The sequence below is a fragment of the Odoribacter sp. N15.MGS-14 genome, from assembly GCF_000980245.1.
GTDB lineage: Bacteria > Bacteroidota > Bacteroidia > Bacteroidales > Marinifilaceae > Odoribacter > Odoribacter splanchnicus.
This window is the reverse complement of record NZ_LARE01000034.1, coordinates 11,970-32,555: the sequence shown is the minus strand read 5'-3', so window position 1 is coordinate 32,555 and position 20,586 is coordinate 11,970. Positions and strand designations below refer to the sequence as shown.

General features: G+C 43.3%; 12 protein-coding genes, 1 pseudogene and 1 riboswitch. Of the genes and pseudogenes, 5 read left to right on the top strand and 8 right to left on the bottom strand.

Annotated elements, in window-relative coordinates; translation table 11 throughout:
* The 7 genes from WS34_RS08825 to WS34_RS08795 form a co-directional block, all read right to left on the bottom strand.
* On the bottom strand, positions 1-325 hold a 325-nt coding region (locus tag WS34_RS08825), incomplete at its 3' end, for an MATE family efflux transporter (RefSeq protein WP_046404358.1).
* Between the two features lie 120 nt (positions 326-445).
* Positions 446-1,057 (bottom strand): lipoprotein signal peptidase, encoded by a 612-nt coding sequence (locus WS34_RS08820; protein ID WP_013612664.1) that lies wholly within the window; start codon positions 1,055-1,057, stop codon positions 446-448.
* A gap of 235 nt (positions 1,058-1,292) precedes the next feature.
* Positions 1,293-1,673, bottom strand: coding sequence for a TraR/DksA family transcriptional regulator (locus WS34_RS08815; RefSeq protein WP_013612663.1), 381 nt, complete (start codon positions 1,671-1,673; stop codon positions 1,293-1,295).
* 106 nt (positions 1,674-1,779) lie between these two features.
* Positions 1,780-5,211, bottom strand: coding sequence for an isoleucine--tRNA ligase (gene ileS / locus WS34_RS08810; protein WP_046404357.1), 3,432 nt, complete (start codon positions 5,209-5,211; stop codon positions 1,780-1,782).
* Between the two features lie 126 nt (positions 5,212-5,337).
* Entirely contained in the window at positions 5,338-7,077 is a 1,740-nt protein-coding gene (locus WS34_RS08805; RefSeq protein WP_046404355.1) for a hypothetical protein, read from the bottom strand.
* A 4-nt stretch (positions 7,078-7,081) separates the two neighbouring features.
* Positions 7,082-7,789, bottom strand: coding sequence for a glycosyltransferase family 2 protein (locus WS34_RS08800; protein ID WP_013612660.1), 708 nt, complete (start codon positions 7,787-7,789; stop codon positions 7,082-7,084).
* Positions 7,790-7,802: 13 nt separating this feature from the next.
* Positions 7,803-9,062, bottom strand: coding sequence for an aspartate kinase (locus tag WS34_RS08795; RefSeq protein WP_022160775.1), 1,260 nt, complete (start codon positions 9,060-9,062; stop codon positions 7,803-7,805).
* A gap of 211 nt (positions 9,063-9,273) precedes the next feature.
* On the opposite strand from WS34_RS08795, the gene fbp reads away from it, so the two are divergent.
* The 3 genes from fbp to WS34_RS08780 are packed head-to-tail and all read left to right on the top strand — an operon-like array spanning position 9,274 to position 13,117.
* Entirely contained in the window at positions 9,274-10,287 is a 1,014-nt protein-coding gene (fbp, locus tag WS34_RS08790; protein WP_013612658.1) for a class 1 fructose-bisphosphatase, read from the top strand.
* Positions 10,288-10,331: 44 nt separating this feature from the next.
* Positions 10,332-12,389, top strand: coding sequence for an acetate--CoA ligase family protein (locus tag WS34_RS08785; protein WP_046404354.1), 2,058 nt, complete (start codon positions 10,332-10,334; stop codon positions 12,387-12,389).
* Complete coding sequence (locus WS34_RS08780) at positions 12,386-13,117, top strand: hypothetical protein (RefSeq protein ID WP_013612656.1); 732 nt, start codon at positions 12,386-12,388, stop codon at positions 13,115-13,117. Before WS34_RS08785 ends, WS34_RS08780 begins: the two co-directional genes overlap by 4 nt.
* A gap of 48 nt (positions 13,118-13,165) precedes the next feature.
* Here WS34_RS08780 and WS34_RS15550 read toward each other — a convergent pair.
* Positions 13,166-13,804: pseudogene (locus WS34_RS15550) on the bottom strand (Rpn family recombination-promoting nuclease/putative transposase).
* Between the two features lie 258 nt (positions 13,805-14,062).
* Positions 14,063-14,266, top strand: a riboswitch (cobalamin riboswitch).
* A 319-nt stretch (positions 14,267-14,585) separates the two neighbouring features.
* Here WS34_RS15550 and WS34_RS08765 point away from each other — a divergent pair.
* A complete protein-coding gene (locus WS34_RS08765; RefSeq protein WP_046404350.1) occupies positions 14,586-16,709 on the top strand; it encodes a TonB-dependent receptor plug domain-containing protein in 2,124 nt (707 codons plus the stop codon).
* 45 nt (positions 16,710-16,754) lie between these two features.
* The gene (locus WS34_RS08760; RefSeq protein WP_286693692.1) at positions 16,755-20,579 is read left to right on the top strand and encodes a cobaltochelatase subunit CobN; all 3,825 of its coding nucleotides are present in this window, start codon (positions 16,755-16,757) and stop codon (positions 20,577-20,579) included.
* Positions 20,580-20,586: the final 7 nt, after the last annotated feature.

The following is a 20,586-nucleotide window of genomic DNA, read 5'->3' as shown; positions in this document are numbered from 1 at the left end:
CGGCAATGATAGCCGTCGTGGAGATAGCATTTTTAATGCCTTTCTCATCTTGCCGTCCGATATAATGGGCGATGACTACATTAGCGCCTATCGATATGCCGATAAAAAGATTGATAATCAAACTGATGACCAATCCATTGCTACCGACGGCCGCCAAAGCCTGACTGCTGGCAAATTGTCCGACAACAGCAACATCTACTGAATTGAACGATTGTTGCAGGATACCGCTGGCGATCAGAGGCAAGGCAAATAGCAGTAATTTGCGGAAGATTCCGCCGTGAAGCATATCTATACGGACAGTACTATTCGTTTTTTCTTGTCCCATAGCGGTGTCATTTTTCGATTTTAGCTATTCTGTTTTCTGGCAAAACATTATAAAGTTCGCCGGCATGACAGTACGGCAAGTCAAAGATTCAGTGTGCTTTGAAAAATGATTTAAAATAAATTATTTTTTCGTAGCGAAAAATTTCCGGTAAAAAAGGATTAACATCAACACACCGATCGTGATATATGAATCGGCCAGGTTGAATACCGGACGGAAGAAAAGAAAATCTTCACCGCCCCAAACGGGTACCCAACCGGGGATCGTACCTTCTATTAAAGGAAAATATAACATATCGACAACCCGTCCGTGCAGGAAAGAAGAGTAACCACCGCCTTCAGGGAATAGGCTGGCAATCTGATAGTGACTATCGTTAAAGATCATACCGTAGAAAAGACTGTCAAAAATATTTCCGATAGCCCCGCAAAAAATCAAGGCAAAAGAAAACAGTACGCCTAAAGGGGCTTTTTCACGGATAAGTTTTAAGATATACCAACCGATACCGGCAACAGCCACAAGGCGGAATAAACTCAACACAGCCTTTCCGAATTTCCCATCTCCCAGTTCCATTCCGAAAGCCATCCCGTTATTTTCAATAAAAAGAATTTTGAACCAGTTTCCGAAGACACTGAATTCTTCCCCAATCATCATATGGGTTTTGATCCAGATTTTTACAGCTTGATCCAGAACAAGTAAGACTATAATGAAAATCACCAGTTTATTCCGCACACTCATAATGAAAACCAGGAGTTTAGAATTAAGAACTAAGAGTTTAAAATTGCAAATCCGAAACGGTAAATAAAAGAGAAAAAATAATCAGATTCTTTTCAAAGACTGACTGGAACAAAGCTGATTGGCATAACCGGAACACCCTGATTCATATTTATTGATCAGAACCGGAAGCCGTTTGCCAATCAGAGTGTTCGAAGGGCCCGCTAATCAGACCTGAAAATCCGCTGACCGGACTGGATCAGTTCTCTTTCCCTTCTTTGGCCTCGATGCTTAACGTGGCATGAGGAACAGCACGTAATCTTTCTTTCGAAATCAGCTTACCTGTTACCCGGCAAATACCATACGTTTTATTTTCGATCCGAATTAAGGCTGCTTCCAAATGGGCGATAAACTTAGCCTGTCTCTGAGCTAAACGGCCGGCCTCTTCTTTAGAAAGAACAGAGGCTCCTTCTTCCAGTACCTTGAATGTAGGACAAGTGTCCGCAATGTCGTTCCCGTCACTTCCCGAGATGACACCTTTCAGCAAGTCATAATCTTTTCTTGCTTTATCGAGTTTCTCCAGAATTAATTCCTTAAATTCCTGCAACTCTTCATCCGAATATCTCGTCTTCTCTGCCATAGCTTATAAGTTTTTGTCTAAATTAATAAAAAACATCAACATTTGAAAATTTTACAGATGTTTCTTCATACGAAATACCGGCGGGATTGTTCGCCGGTTTCGGCATTCAGTTTATTCTTTCAATTTTGATAAAGGTGTGAATGTCGTCGATCTCGATATCCTTGGCTTTATCATCCTTCTCGTCCGTTAGTTCGATATACTCGGCTAATACCTGACTGGCAATGTATTGCGAGAAATTTTCGACAGCCTCGTTTATCTCTTTGTGCCGGCCGATAGCTAACGTGATTTTATCCGTAACATCAAAATTACTTTCTTTCCGAAGATTCTGAATTCGGTTGATCAATTCCCGGGCAATTCCTTCTTCTTTCAATTCTTTGGTTACGTTGATATCTAAAGCTACCGTCAGGCGTCCTTCGTTGGCGACTAACCAACCCGGGATATCTTCCGACAATATTTCGACATCTTCCAGGCTCAAATCGATCGATTCGGTACCGATATTCAGTTGATAGCGGCCATTTTTCTCGAACTCGAAAATATCACTTTGTTCCATTGCGGCGATCAAAGTGGAAATTTGCTTCATATATTTACCGTATTTCGGTCCCAAAGTCTTGAAATTCGGTTTGATTTTCTTGACTAAAACACCTGTCGTATCGGTGATGTATTCGATTTCCTTAACATTGACTTCCGAGAGGATAATATTTTTCACAGCGTCCAGTTGCCGGATCATATGATCGTTCAGAATCGGTATGATGAGTTTGCTTAGCGGTTGGCGCACGCGAAGTTGAACTTTTCTCCTCAAGCCCAGTACCATAGAAGAGATTTGTTGGGCAAGTTCCATCCTCTCTTCGAGTTCATTATCGATCAATTTTTCGTCGGCTTTCGGGAAATCGGCTAAATGTACGCTTCCGCTATGCCGTCCGGTCACTTTATTCAGGTCACCGAATAGTTTTTCCATATAGAACGGAGCGATCGGAGCCGAAAGAATAGCGATCGTTTCCAGACAAGTATATAACGTCTGATAAGCGGAAATCTTATCCTGGGAGTATTCACCTCCCCAATATCTTTTCCGGGATAAACGTACATACCAGTTGGACAGATTTTCGATAACGAAATCCTGAATAGCCCGGCCTGCCCTGGTCGGTTCGTATTTTTCGTAAGCTTCGGTCACTTCCTTGATCAGAGAATTCAGTAAAGACAGAATCCAACGATCGATCTCGGGACGTTCTTCAATAGCGACTTCTGCCTCTGCATAGCGGAAATGGTCTACATTGGCATACAAAGCGAAGAAACCGTAGGTATTGTAGAGGGTTCCGAAAAATTTACGTTTCACCTCGTCGATACCTGCCATGTCGAACTTCAGGTTATCCCAGGGCTGCGAGTTAGTAATCATATACCAACGCAATGGGTCCGATCCATAAGTGGCTATCGTAGAAAAAGGATCTACTGCATTCCCGAGCCGTTTGGACATTTTATTGCCCTTGGCATCTAATACCAGCCCGTTGGAAATGATGTTCTTGAAGGCAACCGAGTCGAAAGCCATTGTCGCGATGGCATGCAGGGTGAAAAACCAGCCCCGGGTCTGATCGACACCTTCGGCGATAAAGTCTGCCGGAAAGCGCAGTTTCTGATCGATATCTTCGCGATGTTCGAATGGATAATGAAGCTGAGCATAGGGCATAGCGCCTGAGTCGAACCACACGTCGATCAGATCTTTTTCCCGGTACATTTTTTGTCCGCTGTCTGACACCAAAATGATGTCGTCGACATAAGGACGATGCAAATCTATTTTATCGTAATTCTCTTTAGAATAATCACCGGCAATAAATCCCTGATAAGGATTTTCCTGCATAAAGCCGGCCTGGATCGATTTTTCGATCTCTTCGACTAGTTCTGCTACCGAACCGATACATTTTTTTTCTGTGCCGTCTTCACTTACCCAGATGGGGAGCGGAGTGCCCCAGTAACGTGAACGCGAAAGGTTCCAGTCAACCAGATTTTCCAGCCACTTCCCAAACCGTCCTTCGCCCGTACTGGCCGGTTTCCAGTTGATAGTCTTGTTGAGCTCGATCATCCGTTCACGTACAGCGGTAGTTTTGATAAACCACGAATCCAAAGGATAGTACAATACCGGTTTATCGGTACGCCAGCAATGCGGATAATTGTGTTCGTGTTTCTCGACCTTGAATGCTTTATTTTCTTTTTTCAGCATGACGGACAGGTCGATGTCGAGGGTGGCATCTTCTTCAGTCAGTTGAGGGTCATAAGCGTTTTTGACAAACCGGCCGGCATATTCACTGTAAAGTTCGGTATTAACATGGCTCTTTACAAATTCGGGATCGATTTCTTCCAAAACGAAAAGACGTCCGCGTTTATCGACCATCGGTTGTTTATTACCGTCTTTGTCGACCAATAACATCGGAGCGATTCCGGCTTGTTTGGCAACCCGGTCGTCGTCGGCACCGAAAGTCGGAGCGATATGTACGATGCCGGTTCCGTCTTCTGTACTCACATAATCCCCGAGGATTACCCGGAACGCATCTCCTTCGGGACACATCCAGGGCATCAGCTGTTCATAACGGATACCTTCGAGTTCCGGACCTTTGAATTCCCCGACTTTCCGATAGGGAATCAATTTGTCTCCTGCCTGATAATCTTCCAGGGCCAAACTTTCGGCTTTGGGATTGAAATAGGCACTGAACCGGTCTTTGGCCAAAATGACGGTCACCGGAAGATAGGTATAAGGATTATAAGTCTTTACGACATAATAAGTGATATTGGGTCCTACAGCCAGGGCGGTATTGGAAGGCAAAGTCCAGGGTGTAGTTGTCCACGCCAGAATATATACCGATTCGCTGTCAGCAAACAGCTTTTCGGATTTTTCGTCCCGGATTACCTTGAATTGGGCGACACAAGTCGTATCCTTTACATCCCGGTAACATCCCGGTTGGTTCAGTTCGTGTGTACTCAGACCGGTACCCGCAGCCGGAGAATAAGGCTGTATGGTATAACCTTTATAAAGAAATCCTTTTTCATACAATTTCTTCAATAGATACCATAACGTTTCGATATATCGGTTGTCATAAGTGATATAGGGATTTTTCATGTCTACCCAATATCCCATTTGCTTTGTCAGATCTTCCCATTCTTTAGTGAATTTCATGACATCTGCACGACATTCTTTGTTATATTCCACGACGCTGATCGTTTTACCGATAGCCTCTTTGGTGATTCCTAATTTTTTTTCTACACCGAGTTCTACAGGGAGACCATGCGTATCCCAGCCTGCTTTACGTTCTACTAAAAATCCTTGCAGAGTTTTATAACGGCAAATGACATCCTTAATGGTTCTGGCCATCACATGATGGATTCCGGGCATGCCGTTCGCTGAAGGAGGACCTTCATAGAAAACGAATGAAGGGTGACCTTCCCGTGTCTTCAAACTCATTTCGAAAGTCTTGTTTTCTTCCCAGGTTTTTAATATCTCTTTGTTTACCTCAGAAAGATCCAGGCCTTTGTATTCAGGAAATTTCTCGTTCATTATAGGTGATTTTTATATTTGCAATAGTAAATGACACACCTTGTTGTGCACTTTTATAAAAACAAAGTGCAAATATATCATTTTTGAATGGAAATTGATACAGTTCTCTTTTATAATCAGATAAAATTATTGTGCATTTGTCTCAGGCTTAGTCCAGTCGGGATGAAATTCGAAAATGAGGGTCGGGGGTTCCTGTTGGGCTCCCCGGCTTTCAAACTTACCGACGAATTTGAATTTTTCCGGATAATGTGTCGAGATCAGCGGATACAACGTATAGTAGGCATGCCGAAACCAATGGTCGATGATGACATGGGTGGCTTTTTGACCGATCAGCTGTTGCAGGATATCTTCCGGTTTTCCGTATTGGGAAAAACTACCGCATTTTTTCCCTCCCGAGTACATAAAGAATATTTCCGGTTTCCGGCAAATCACCCGTGCGCTATCGGGAAGATTTTTCCCGCACCATTGCATGGCAGCCGTAAATTCTGCAAAAGCATTTCCGGCAATTTCAGGACTCCAGGTTTTGTATTTCGCCAGCTGCTTTTTTTCGACCAAAGCCTGGGAATAGGCAGGAAACATGAAAATCAGGGCAAAGATAATCATGCAGGCAGCCGGTAAGAATACCGGAATATTTTTTCTCCGGCGTTTACCCAGATAAAGAATCACCGCATTTATACCGTAGAAAAACAGGAAGATGAAAAAAGGAATAGCGGCGATGAAATAGCGAAGACCGCCGTATTGTTCCGGCCACACGAGCAGGACTGCCATGGTTGCACCCAAATAGAGAAACAGGAGCAATCCGCCTTTGGGCAATTTGATGAGACCGAAAATGATCAGAAATGCGATCAGCATCCCCCGGAAAATTTCTCCCCCGGAAGATTTGGCATTCAGATTATAGGGGGTATTCAAAATGGCGTTGGGCAGCCATTTGTTCAGATAGGATCCGAAATTATCGGTAATCCGGTTTTTCCAGTCGTCCCAATTGGCCATCGTTTGTCCATTCGGTTTTTTCATAAAGTCACTGATGTAATCGTTGCTTGTTTTGCCGACGTTTTTGTTCCGTATGTCCCAGGCCGTTTTCGTACCCCAGAACGAACCGGCGAGTAATACGAACAATAATCCGTATCTCAGTAGCTGTTGGAAAGAAGTTTTCCGGGACGGGGATTCTTCCAGGGCTTTTCTATTTTTGTACAGGGCATAACACGGTTTGAGAAAGAGTATACCGCTATAAATGATAATTGCCAGAATGAGCGAAGTGCCCATAGTCCGGACAAAATAGATATAGTTGACCAGGAACAGAAGAAGAACGAGTAAGATCGTATCCCGTACCCCTTTTTTGGTAAAAAGTTGTTCCGGTTTTATGCTTAGCATCAGGAAGATTGCTGCCACGCTACAAAACAGGAAAAGCATTTCACTCATCATGATCGTGGCATACCGCAATATCTCTGCATGAATAGAACAAAATACACAAGTCAGGAAAGCAACGATGATACTTCCCGATATTTTTTTCAATAAAAAGAAAAGCAGCAAGATAGCGGCATAGAGCAAGATACCGTTTGCTATCTTTACGGCATTGATATTATCCGGAAAGAATTTCATCACTCCGGCGACAAAAACCGGATATCCCGGTGGGAAATGAGTATGTGGAGTTTCGGAAAAAGAAATGGTATTGGTAAATCCTTTGCCTTCTGCCAGCGCTTTTCCCAAAGCATAATAATGGATATTATCTCCGTTCATATCCAGTTTTACATCGTAAATCTTAGTGTAGGTACTCACAAAACAGATCGTAACGATGAGTAATAAGACATATAAAAAGGAACGGCTCTCTAGTAACGTCTGAATTGAATAATTTGTTTTTTTCTCCATCCTGTTAGTTTTTAAAACGATATTTTAACAGAGTCCAGATGGCTTCCAGGCCATCTTTCCAATTTATTTTTTTCCCTTCGGCGATGCTACGCGGGTAGTAATTGATCGGTATTTCGTGGATTTTGATTCCTTTCTTACAAACTTTTGCCGTTACTTCCGGACAAAATTCAAAGCCCTGGCATTTTAATGGAATGGATTTTAAAAATTGTGCATCGAAGAATTTATAACAGGTCGGTTCGTCTGTCAGATGTTGGCCGTATAAGAGATTCGTGACAAAAGTGACTAATCTCCCGCCTAAATAAAAACGCAGGTAAGAATGTTTGTTCGAAGGTTTCAGGAAACGGGAACCATAGACTACTTTGGCATTGTTTTCGATCACCCACTGTAATAAAGGATTATAATCTTCGGGGTCATATTCCAGGTCTGCATCCTGAATGATGATCCAATCTCCTGTCGCTAATGCTATGCCTGTTCTCAACGCTGCTCCTTTCCCCTGATTGAAAGGCTGGAGGTGATAATGTATATCCAGATCGGGGTGGGCCTGCATGAATTGCCGGCATTTTTCAGCTGTACTATCTTTTGAACCGTCGTCGATAATGAGGATCTCTTTTTCTGTTTCTCCAATCAATCGGGTCTGGTGTATTTTTCCGAGAATTTGGGAAATCGAACGTTCCTCATTATAAGCAGGTATGATGATAGATAGTTTTTTCATTGGCAGGATCGTTTTAATTGTCGGCTACGACAAAACGGGCTGTTAAACGGCTGCGTTGTTCTACCAACACATTTTTATGGCTGGTCAGCTGTTGGATGATGTCTTCATTGTAATGGCGAATCGTCAGTAAACGCACATTTTTGTTGTAGAGTACTTCGTATTCGTCATGGAGTTCATCGATGAAACTTTCAAAAATCGCTTCATTATAGTCGATGCAAAAAGAGAATGTGATTGCTGAATTTTGCATCAGGTTAAGGCGGAGTCTGTATTTGGCTAACGTAGCGAAAATACGGCTCAGTTTTTCTTCTGCTATAAAAGAAAAATCCCGGGGGGAAAGAGTCAGTAATAACTGATCTCCTTTATTGATATAAATCGGAGGTAATTTCAATTTCTCGTCCAATTCCCGGATCACCGAACCATGACTTTCCGGGTAAAGGAAAGATCTTACGAATAACGGAATCCCTTTATTTTGCAACGGTTTGATGGTTTTCGGATGAATTACTTTCGCTCCGCAGTTCGATAGTTCGATCGCTTCTTTATAGGATAGCTTACTGATAATTTCTGTATTTTCATATATTTTGGGATCGGCATTCATAATACCGGGCACGTCTTTCCAAATGGTAACATCTTCGGCATCCAGCAAATTGGCCAAAAGGGCTGCGGTATAGTCCGAACCTTCACGCCCCAGGGTGGTCGTTTGATTGGTCGTCGTTCCGGCAATGAATCCCTGCGTGATATACATAAATGTATCCTGAAAATTGAATGTCTTCCGGCACAACTGAGCCGATAATTCGATATCTACACAAGCATTTCGGTAGTTTTGGTCGGTAATCAGACATTTACGGATATCGGTAAACTTGGCTTTTCGCCCTTGTTTCTCGAGATAGGAGGCAATGATTGTTGTCGAGAGCAATTCACCGAAACAGATGATCCGGTCGTATTCATAATCGTAACAGAGGGAAGGATCACTTTTTAGGATAGTGTCCAATTCCTGATACAGGGCTTCTACCCGGGCATTTACTTCACTGTCGGCAGAACCGAAAAGATCCCGGATAATCTGCTGATGGAAATCTTGAATGCGCTGAAAAACCTCTGCAATATTACCGGTTTTCCCGAAATAAGAATTACACAAAACTTCCAGGGCATCGGTCATTTTTCCCATCGCCGATACGACAATGATTAAATTTTCCCGCTGGGTATTGATGATTTTAAATAAATTTTTTACACCTTCGGCATCTTTAACGGAAGCGCCACCAAACTTATATACGTTCATTGCGTTTAAATTTAAACACGATAATTAATTCATGGCGCTAATTTAGATATTAAAATTGAATAATAATGTGGAATCAATTCGGATTGAATGAAAACTTATTTGATTTTCAAAAAATCTGTGATTCTGAGGGAATACTAATTTCATGAAAACGTTTGTGTATTACGATTTATCATTTTATATTTGCATCTAATAACAAATAGAATCAGAATCAATGAATAAAGTTACAACCTTAAATCAGTTTATTATTGAACAGCAGGCAGGAGTACCTCAGGCAACAGGGGGTTTTTCTTGTTTGTTACATCACGTAGGTATTGCAGCCAAAAAAGTCAACCGGGAGGTGAATAAGGCTGGTTTAGTGGATATTCTGGGGCGTGCCGGCTCCGAGAATGTACAAGGTGAAGACCAGCAAAAACTGGACATTTATGCCAATGAGACTTTTTTGTCGGAACTGAAAGCCAGTGGTGAATGTTGCGGTGTTGCTTCAGAAGAAAATCAGGATATCATTGTTTTTGACGATGGATTGAGCCGTGATGCGAAATATATCTTTTGTATGGATCCGCTGGATGGCTCTTCGAATATCGACGTGAATGTCTCTATCGGTACTATTTTTTCTGTTTACCGCCGCAAATCTCCGCTGGGCGAAGTTGCGAATATCGATGACTTTTTACAGCAAGGTTGTGACCAGGTTGCTGCCGGTTACGTTATTTATGGCTCTTCTACGATGTTGGTATATACGGCCGGCAACGGAGTGAACGGTTTTACGCTGGACCCTTCTATCGGGGAGTTCTGTCTTTCACATCCGAATATTAAAACACCGGAAAATGGTTTTATTTATTCTATAAACGAAGGAAATTATGAGAAATTTCCGGTGGGAGTGAAAAAATATATAAAGTATTGCCAGGAAACCGATAAGAAAACCAAGCGTCCTTATACTTCGCGTTATATCGGTTCTCTGGTGGCCGATTTCCACCGGAATTTATTGAAGGGAGGTATTTTTATTTATCCCGAAACCAATAGCCATCCGACAGGAAAACTGCGTCTGTTGTACGAATGTAATCCGATTGCATTTATTGCCGAGCAAGCCGGAGGATTGGCTACGGATGGCGGAAACCGGATATTGGACATGACCCCTGAAAATATCCACCAACGGATACCTTTTTATACCGGCTCAAAAAATATGGTCACTAAAGTAGGGGAATTTTTGAAGTTTTTCAATAATATATAATTGATAAAATTGAATAGTGAATTTTATAGTAAAATTCGAAAGATATGATTAATAAACAATTGCTAAATCCTTCCAGCATTGTGGTGGTTGGAGGATCGGACGATATTCAGAAACCGGGTGGTAAGGTATTGAAGAATTTGATCGATGGACATTTTAAAGGGAGTTTATATGTGGTGAATCCGAAAATGGATGAAGTACAAGGTATCAAATCCTACCGGGACGTGAAAGATTTGCCGGAAGTGGATTGCGCTATCCTGGCCATCGCTGCCAAATTCTGTCCGTCGACGGTAGAGATGCTGGCGAAACAAAAAAATACCCGGGCATTTATCATTCTGTCTGCCGGATTTAGTGAAGAGAATGCAGAAGGGAAAGCATTGGAAAAACAAATTGTAGAAACGATCGATTCTGTCGGGGGAGCTTTGATCGGCCCGAATTGTATCGGCGTATTGACAACGAACTACAATGGGGTATTCACGACCCCTATACCGAAATTGGATCCGAAAGGAGTAGATTTCGTATCGGGCTCGGGAGCAACGGCACTTTTCATTATGGATGCCGGTATGCAGAAAGGTGTAAAATTTTCGAGTGTATTTTCAGTCGGTAATTCTGCCCAGTTAGGCGTGGAAGAGGTCCTGGAATATTGGGACGAATCTTTCGATCCCGAGACAAGTTCACGGATTAAATTGATGTATGTAGAGAGTATCGATAAACCGGAAAAATTATTGAAGCATGCTTCCTCACTGATCCGGAAAGGTTGTCGTATCGCTGCAATCAAATCAGGCGGTTCCGCTGCCGGAAGCCGTGCCGCTTCGTCGCATACCGGAGCTTTGGCCAGCTCGGATGTAGCCGTGGAAGCTTTATTCCGGAAAGCCGGTATCGTACGGTGTAACGGGCGGGATGAACTGGCCACGGTGGCAGCTATTTTTAACTATCCCGAATTGAGGGGAAAGAATATGGCTATCGTAACCCATGCCGGAGGACCGGCCGTAATGCTGACAGATGCCTTGTCGGATGGAGGAATGGAAATTCCTCATTTGGAAGGGCCGAAGGCTGAAGCATTGCTGGCACAGTTGTTTAACGGATCTTCTGTAGGTAATCCCATTGACTTTTTAGCGACGGGAACAGCTGAACAATTGGGAATTATCCTGGATGCCTGTAATCGCGATTTCGATAATATCGACGGTATTGCAGTGATCTTCGGTAGTCCCGGGCTTTTCCCCGTTTTCGATGTATATGAAGTATTGCGTGAAAAAATAGCTACTTCCCCGAAACCGATTTATCCCATATTCCCCTCTTCGATGGTGGTGAAAGAGGAAATCGACGAGTTTGTACGGAAAGGTGGCGTTTACTTCCCTTATGAAGTGAATTTTGGTAATGCTTTGTGTAAAATATACCGTACCCCTGCTCCGCAACCTGCCGAGCCCGAATTGCCGGAAGTAGACCGGAAACGGATCCGGGCAGTCGTCGATCAGGCTGAAAACGGCTATCTGTCACCTGAACAGATCCATGAATTGCTGGATGCTGCCGGTATTGCCCGGGCGAAAGAAGGTGTGGCCGATAAAGAGGAAGAAATTGTCGGTCTGGCCCGTCAGATCGGTTTCCCGTTAGTGATGAAAGTAGTAGGACCTGTCCATAAATCCGATGTCGGTGGGGTAACCCTCAACGTAAGGGACGAAGCGACGGTACGCAGCGAATTCCGTCGGATGATGCAGATCAAAGATACGCATGCCGTCATGCTGGCTCAGCAGTTATCCGGGACCGAAGTGTTTATCGGGGCTAAACGGGAAGATAAATTCGGACATATGGTGTTGTGCGGATTAGGAGGTATCTTTATCGAGGTATTGAAAGATGTGAAAGCAGGCTTGGCTCCGATTGCCCAACCGGAAGCTTTGGATATGGTCCGTAGCTTGAAATCGTATAAAATCATTCAGGGAGTACGGGGACAAGAACCGGTGAACGAACAAAAATTCGCCGAAGCCGTGTCGAGGGTGTCCATGTTAGTGAAAGTGGCTCCTGAAATTTTTGAGATGGACCTGAATCCATTACTCGGTAATAAAGAAAATGTGGTGGCGGTGGATGCCCGTATCCGGATTGAAAAATGAAAAAACAAGACTTTATTTTTATACTGGGGGTAGCGGTTTTGCTGCTACCCTTTTTTATCTGCCGGCCTGTTTACGAATGGTATCATGCTTTTAATGCGGCTCATGGCATGATCATGAGTTTCCTGAAATTTGCCGTCTTGTCGACTTTGGGAGAGATGATCGGCTTGCGGATTAGTGCCGGCGTGTATTGCCGGAAAGGATTCGGGGTTTTGCCCCGGATGTTTGTATGGGGGATATTGGGGATGGGCATTAATATGGCGATGGTTATTTTTTCGAATGGTACTCCGGCATTTTTGCAATACCTTGGCATGCAGGAGGCTCCGGCGGTTTTTCATGCACCGGGATTGTGTTGGGCTAAAGTAGGGGTGGCTTTTGCCGTGTCGGTGAGTATGAATACCATTTTCGCTCCGGTATTTATGACGCTGCATAAAATTACGGATACCCATATTCTGATGCACGGCGGTACACTCCGTGGTTTCTTCACACCACTGGATATGGGAGGGATCATGAGCAGTTTGAACTGGAAGGTGTTGTGGGGATTTGTCTTTAAGAAAACCATCCCTTTCTTCTGGTTCCCGGCTCATACCATCACTTTTCTGTTGCCCGGCAATATGCGGGTATTGTGTGCTGCCTTGTTGGGAGTGGTATTGGGAATCCTTTTAGCGGTCGCAGCCCGCAAAGGGGACACTTCCGCACCGGATAAGGGAAGGGTTGAAAGAAAGATATAAATAAAATGCGGTTTTCTGAATTGATTTATTCAGTCGGAAAACTATAATTTAAAGTTCTTTAATTTCTTTGACGGGAAGGCCGGTCAGCTCACTGATATCTTCTGCGGCAAAACCTTTTGCTTTCATATTACGGGCGATTTCCAGCTGTTTCTTTTTTTCGCCTTCTTTCCGGCCTTTCTCCATTCCCTCCTCTATTCCCTTTTCTTTGGCGAAAGCGATTGTCACTAACTGGTCGCGATAGACCTTGATACTTTCGTCGTACTTTTCGCGTTCTTCTTTTGTCAGTGATGCGAGTCGATGATTTTTTCCAGTTTTTCGAACACCGCTTTGCGGGCCTTAAACGGTAATCGGTTTAGTGTTTCCATATTCTTTAATACATAAATCCAGCGTTCAAAATCAGTTATACATTCTTCTTCTTCCTTCGTAAAAGCCGGAAGTTCGATGAAAATAAAGCGTAGCTTATCCGAAAATACCTCGTGTGTATCACGGTCGGAGAGTACGATGTCCGTGCGCAGTTTGCCCGGAGAATCACCCAGACGGAAATTCATGAAGAACACACCGATCCTGAATATGCCGTTCACCTACCAACAGATCGTTCAGAAAGTCGATCAGCAGGTCCTTTGTCATTTCCTGTCCGAAAATGATTTTGAATCCGACATCTGTAAAAGGATTGATAAACTTCGCCATGATAGTTCTGTTTTCATACAAAAAAAGCGAATTTCCTCCGTATGACCAAGCATATCCGTTATTTCCTGCATCCTGTTTCTGCCATACGATATATCCCCTGAAAGAATCGTTAACGGAACAAAATCTCGTATAGACCATGCTACAGTCAATGGTTCCCCGGTGGGTGGAAATACAGATCTCCTGTAAGAATATGGTCGTAGTCTGTCTGAAAAATTGGAAAATATCGTAAAAGTACCTTCTTAAAAGAAAAAAATCAATATCTTTGCATCCGATTTTGGTGTCACGATTCTGCTGCTACGGAAAAGTGATGAAAAGGGAATCAGGTGAAAATCCTGGACAGACCCGCTGCTGTAAGCTCTGTTAAGATCTTCAACAATACTTTAGCCACTGTTCTGGAAAGAATGGGAAGGGCGTTTGAAGATTGGAGTAAGTCAGAAGACCTGCCGAAATGATGTATGATTGATAAACCTTCGGGGATTAAGGTTGCTCGATTCGGACTTGATTTTTTTTACAAAGGGTGTGCTTTACGGCAGGGATTATGCCGGAAAACAATTTCCAGTCAGGATTCTGCAATATGATTTCTTTTCAGGTGAATTTAGAATTATGCAAAATGTTACCGGTAAACGGGGAAGCGCCGGTGGCACATGAATGGGGTGAATTTATGCAAGTTTTTTGAGGGGAAACTTTCAATTTGTTGGGAGTGGCTTTGCTGCTGTTACGACGAATAAACTTGTATGTAATTAACAAACAATAATTTATGTCGGTGTAAAACAAATTCAAGATGAAAAGGAAATTTATTTTAACTTCTCTTGCCCTTACGTTCTGTATGGGCATGTATGCAGAGCAACCTGTAACTATAAAAACCGATTCCATGCGTCGGATAGATTTGGAGGAGGTGATGATCCATGCGACTAAAACCGGAGCTTTATTAAAAGATCTTCCGAACAGGGTAGAGGTGGTGACCAAGCGGCAGATCGAAGCTTCGGGGATCAATAATCTGACGGACCTGTTGAAAAATTTTGTTAATGTGGATGTGATTGAGTATCCGGGATATAATTCTTATTTCAGTATCCGGGGATTCAAACCGACAGAAGGAAAATACACGACAGTCCTGATCGATGGAGTACCGGCCGGTACTACCAATATGGCGACACTTTCTTTAGGCGATGTAGAGCAGGTGGAAGTTCTGAAAGGCCCTTTCTCCGCCATGTATGGTTCGGATGCGATGGGTGGAGTGGTGAACATCGTCACCAAACGGAATAAGGATAAACTCACCGGAGGAATCAAAGTTGCAGCCGGAAGTTATCAAACTTCCAAAGGGGCTTTTCATGTCGGTGGACGGATCTACCGGGGGCTTTCTTTCGATGCCTCTTTCGATTATACTGCTCAGGCACGAAACTATAAGATCGGAGACCATAATCTCTTGCATATGTCGGCAACGGATAAAGCTATCCTCGGTAAAGATACTTATGGTATTAAAATGAATGGCTCACGGCATAGCGGTATCGCCGGTAAAGGCCGTATCGGTTATGATTTCGGGAAAAACTGGTCTTTGAATTTTACCGAGATTTTTTTTGTGGGTAAGGACCTGCCGACGGGAGGAAATGTCTGGGGGGCTAACGGATTGAAAAAGAAAGATGTCACCCGGTATACCGAAAAATTGGAACTCAACGGAAAAGTGAATAATCATAATTTGTTTTTCGCTCCTCATTACTCTACAGCTAAGACCGATACTTATACGGCAGACACCGATACGGCTTATGTGTATTCGGGTAACGAACTGAATACTTATGGATTTACAGCACACGATAATCTGATTTTAGGCAAACAAAGAATTGCTTTCGGATTCGATAACAATAATGAAGTCAGTGAGATAACCAGTTTTAAAGCGCGTGGTGAGATTAAAGCACCTTATCAACCCCGTTTCCGGAATACGGCTTGGGGGATATTCCTGCAGAGTAACTTGAAATTATTTAAAGAAAAATTGGACTTGTCGGTCGGATTGCGCTATGATTATATCGATTTTAAACTTCGGAAAACACCTGGTTTGGAGAATGAAGAGAAATCGGAAAGTTACAACACTTTCAATCCCAATATCGGCGCAAAATACAATATATACGGCGGTATGGCCGTCCATGCCAGTTTCGGTACAGCTTTCAGCATGACCGATGCTTATCAGAAAGCCGGAGAATTTTTGTACAGCGGTACGCTTACCGTAGGAAATCCTGATCTGGATCCTGAAAAATCCCGTACGTTGGATGCCGGTTTGACATTCAGCCGGCCGGAACTGGGGGTAAATTTTGATTTTACTTATTTTTATACGTGGAATGATGATCTGATTGTGGAAGAGGCATGGACCGATGAAGAAAGCGGACAAAAGTACAAAACGTTCAAGAATGCCGATAAAGCAAAAAAAAGTGGAATGGAAATTATGGCTTCTTATGACTTCGGCCGTCTGTTCGATGGTGACTTTGCTTTGAAGCTTTATGGAAATCTGACCTGGATGTTTACCTATCAGGATCAGACTAAAGGAGTATGGAACAAAACATTATCCGTTCGGAAACAGAATGCCAATTTCGGACTCGATTTCTTGCATCAGAAAGGGTTCAGTGCGCGGCTGAACGGACGTTTTGCCGGACATCGCATCGAGAAAAACTTTATCGGTGATAAATATCGTCCGACATTGAACGATTTGTTAAGTGAAAGCCAACCCGGGTATTTAACTGATAAACTGATTAAGCATCCGCAATTTATGGTGTTCGATTTTTCGGCCTCTTGTCCGCTTATAAAGAATGTGTCGGTCGGTTTGAATATTAACAACTTATTCGATGAAAATTATACCGAAAAGGATGGTTATAATATGCCTGGGCGGAATTTTCAGGTAAGAGCTGCTATGACTTTTTGATCTGAAGACATGTATTTGTTGCTGATGGCGGATATATAATGGGGTATGAAAGGGATTAAGTATTATTTTGTTATTTTGTCACTTTGTTTTGGGCTATCTTTGACAGCCCAAAACAAAGTCAGTTTTCTTATCGATGACGGTTTTTGGGTCGGCGTAAACCGGAGCATGCATTTACTGGCGAAAATGCATCCGGAGGTAGCGGAGAAATGTCAGTTCAAGGAATTTATCTATTCCAACTATCACGAAAGTGATATGGATTTTTTTGAAAATTCCGATCTGATATTCGTCGCTTTGCATAATAATGGGTTGGTTTTTAAAGCGAAACCTCAGCTGTTGTCCGCTTTGAAACGCGGAGCGAAGGTTTATGCGCTTAATTTATCCCATGAATACGATGCCGAATTGCAGGAATGGGGGATCTGTTTCGATCCCTGGACATTGGCCGCTTTTAAAAGCGGAGGAGAAAACAATATCATGAATATCGTTCTGAAAAAACTGAATAAAGATTTACATTTCGATTGTGAATATCAGGATATTGAAGAAACTCCCCTTTCCGGAATATATAACTATAGAAATAAAAAATTACATACCTATATCGGTTCTTATTTAGCCGAGAGAACCGATATCGACACCCAGGCTCCCTGGATCGGATTGATTATTGGGAGAAGCGATCTGACCAAATCGCAGTATTTGTATATCGATGTATTTATCCGGAATATCGAAGAGAAAGGTTTTAATGTATTACCCGTGTTCACCTCTCAAAAACCGGGACATCACGAAGAACAGGTGATCGAACGGTTTTTTATTTCCTGTGATAGTCTTCCCCGCGTGAGTGCCGTCTTGAATCTGGGATGTTGGTATAATACAAGGCCTGAGCAGGAAAGGGTGGTACTGGAAAAATTAGGAGTGCCGGTGATCAATGGGATTATACTGAGTACGAATCAAAAAGATTGGGAAAAATCTTTAGTCGGAATAGATATTTACAATCGGTCGAATTTGGTGGCTATACCCGAATTAGCCGGTTATATCGAACCTTCTGTTGCTGTCGTATTCGACGATTTCGATCATAATATCCGGATTAAGAATATGATCGGTTATCAGATGGAAACGCTGCTCGGGCGTATAAAGAATATCCATAACCTGCAGACAAAGCCTAATCATGAAAAGAAAGTGGCCCTGATTTACTACAGCTATCCTCCCGGAAAAGAAAACATAGGGGCCAGCTACCTGAATGTACTTCCCCGAAGTATTTTATCTATCCTACAGAGAATGCGGCAGGAGGGGTATGATACCGGCGGGCAGCCGATCGACAGTGCTGCTATTTTTAACCGGGTGATGGACTATGGAAGGAATATCGGTTCCTGGGCTCCTGCAGAGGTGGATAAATTGGTGCGTAAGGGAGATCCTGTATTGGTACCGATGGAAGTGTACAAAGAATGGTACGATAAGTTATCGTTGAAGATTAGGACGGAAATGGAGAACAAATGGGGAAAACCCGAAGAGTCTGAACTGATGGTTTGGAAAGATTCTTCCGGGAAATCTTATTTTGTGATCCCGGTGATGAAATACGGAAATATCATACTGACACCTCAACCTCCCCGGGGATGGGAAGACAATGCGAAGAGTTTATATCACGATCCTCTGGTTCCTCCCCCTCATCAGTATCTGGCTTATTATCTTTTTTTGAAGTATGGCTTTCACGCAGATGCACTGGTGCATATCGGTACTCACGGCACGCATGAGTGGTTGCCCGGAAAAGAAGCCGGACTCGGTCCCGATGATTATCCCGAAGCGCTGATCATGGATGTACCTAATATTTATCCGTATATTGTGGATAATGTGGGTGAAGGCCTGCAGGCGAAAAGAAGGGGACAGGCCGTGATTATCGACCACATGACTCCTCCTTTCGATAAGGCTTCTTTAAATCCGGAATTGCGGGATTTGAAAAGTGGCATATCTAAATACTATGATCAAAAAAGCAAAAGCCCGATCTCGTCGATGGCGCAATTCAGGGATCTGGTTCTTCGGATAAAAACACTCGGACTGGATAAGGATTTGAAGCTGGATACCATAACGGATCAGAATCTGGAAGATATCGACGATTATCTGAAAGAGATAGAAGAAAATAAAACCCCTTTCGGCTTGCACACTTTCGGTGTATCCCCTGATGAGGCTTATACGAAAGCGACAACGGAAGCTATTGTATCAATGCAAAAGGATTTGACGGGAAAAGATTTGGAACTTTTCAGGGAGCAGGTACAAAAGAATATCGCAAAATCGGGGAAAGAAGAATTGGATGCTTTTATCCGGGCTTTGAATGGAAAGTATGTCCGGGCAGGAACAGGAAACGACCCGATCCGGAATCCGGGTGCTCTGCCTACAGGTAAAAACTTTTTTGCTTTCGATCCGAGACTGATTCCTTCCAGAATGACTTGTCGGTTGGGAGAGCAATTGGCAGAGGAGCTGATAGAACAGTATAAGGCCGAACACAACGGGGAGTGTCCTCCTAAAGTGACCATAAATTTGTGGGCGGTGGAGTGTATCCGGAATGAAGGTACGATGGAAGCCCAGGCTTTAAGCTTACTTGGTGTGAGACCTGTTTATAATGCTTCCAATCAGGTTGTCGGTCTGGAATTGATTCCGCAGCATGAGTTGAAACGTCCGAGAGTAGATGTCGTTTTTGCTCCATCGGGATTATACAGGGATATTTTTCCCGAATTGATGGCTCTGCTGGACAAGGCAGTCAGCCTGGCCAGAAGTGCCGATGAAAAAGATAATTTTGTCCGGGAACATATCCTTGAATCTGAAGATAAGTTGAAACAACTGGGGGTTCAGGAAGATTCGCTGGCCCGGCGCATCGCTTCGGTACGTTTGTTTACGACCCCTTCGGGTGCTTATGGTACCGGGGTTAGTGGGACGGTGCAGGCTTCGGGAACCTGGGAGGATGAAAAGGACGTGGCGGAAGTTTATTTTGACAAGATGAGTCATTTGTATGGCCAAGGATTTTGGGGAACGAAAGCAGAGGACGAATATACCTATTTACCGAAAGGCTTTTCGAAAACTGTATTTAAAAATGCTTTGTCGGGTACCAGGGTGGCTTTACATAGCAGGACTTCGAATCTGTATGCTTTGCTGGATAATGACGATATGTTTCAGTACCTCGGTGCTACCGGTTTGGCCGTTCGGACGATCGACGGGAAATCACCGGTGGTCATGCTGACGAATCTGGTCGATCCTTCGGCTCCGGGACAAGAGACACTCGAGAAATTTCTGGGACGTGAACTGAAGACCCGTTATCTGAATCCCAAATGGGTGGATGCGATGGTGGACGAGGGATATGCCGGTGCCCGTTTTATCAATAAAATGGTTTTTAATCTTTGGGGCTGGGAGGCCACATTACCGGAATCGGTTAGCGATAACGACTGGAATCAAATCTATGATACTTATGTCATGGATAAATATCAACTGGATATAAAAGAACGGTTTAAGAAGAGCGGCAATTTATATGCCTATCAGTCGATACTTGCCCGTCTGCTCGAGACGGTCAGGAAAGGATATTGGAAAGCGGATAAAAAGAGGGTGGATCAGATGTTACTTCAGTTTAATGAAACCATACGGGAAGCCGGATTAGCCTGTAATCTGAATATTTGCAACAATGAAAAACTGATGCAGTTTATTTCTGACCGGATCAATGATATGCCTTCGCTGACCACAGAGGAAAAATCCCGCTATAAATCGGCCTTGGATGATCTGAGACACAAAGCTAAAACAGAGGATGCCGATGCCGATTCGACTACTGACGGAGGTAATGACAAAATTTATGAACTTCAGATTCAAGACGATAAATGGTTATTTAAACAAAAACAAAAATAAAGCGCAG

Excerpts from the sequence above, each read along its gene's own strand:
- WS34_RS08820 (WP_013612664.1), bottom strand. The coding sequence starts at position 1,057 with ATGAGTGTGCGGAATAAACTGGTGATTTTCATTATAGTCTTACTTGTT.
- WS34_RS08765 (WP_046404350.1), top strand. The coding sequence starts at position 14,586 with ATGAAAAGGAAATTTATTTTAACTTCTCTTGCCCTTACGTTCTGTATG.
- WS34_RS08815 (WP_013612663.1), bottom strand. The coding sequence starts at position 1,673 with ATGGCAGAGAAGACGAGATATTCGGATGAAGAGTTGCAGGAATTTAAG.
- WS34_RS08805 (WP_046404355.1), bottom strand. The coding sequence starts at position 7,077 with ATGGAGAAAAAAACAAATTATTCAATTCAGACGTTACTAGAGAGCCGT.
- WS34_RS08785 (WP_046404354.1), top strand. The coding sequence starts at position 10,332 with ATGATTAATAAACAATTGCTAAATCCTTCCAGCATTGTGGTGGTTGGA.
- WS34_RS08800 (WP_013612660.1), bottom strand. The coding sequence starts at position 7,789 with ATGAAAAAACTATCTATCATCATACCTGCTTATAATGAGGAACGTTCG.
- fbp (WP_013612658.1), top strand. The coding sequence starts at position 9,274 with ATGAATAAAGTTACAACCTTAAATCAGTTTATTATTGAACAGCAGGCA.
- ileS (WP_046404357.1), bottom strand. The coding sequence starts at position 5,211 with ATGAACGAGAAATTTCCTGAATACAAAGGCCTGGATCTTTCTGAGGTA.
- WS34_RS08760 (WP_286693692.1), top strand. The coding sequence starts at position 16,755 with ATGAAAGGGATTAAGTATTATTTTGTTATTTTGTCACTTTGTTTTGGG.
- WS34_RS08795 (WP_022160775.1), bottom strand. The coding sequence starts at position 9,062 with ATGAACGTATATAAGTTTGGTGGCGCTTCCGTTAAAGATGCCGAAGGT.
- WS34_RS08780 (WP_013612656.1), top strand. The coding sequence starts at position 12,386 with ATGAAAAAACAAGACTTTATTTTTATACTGGGGGTAGCGGTTTTGCTG.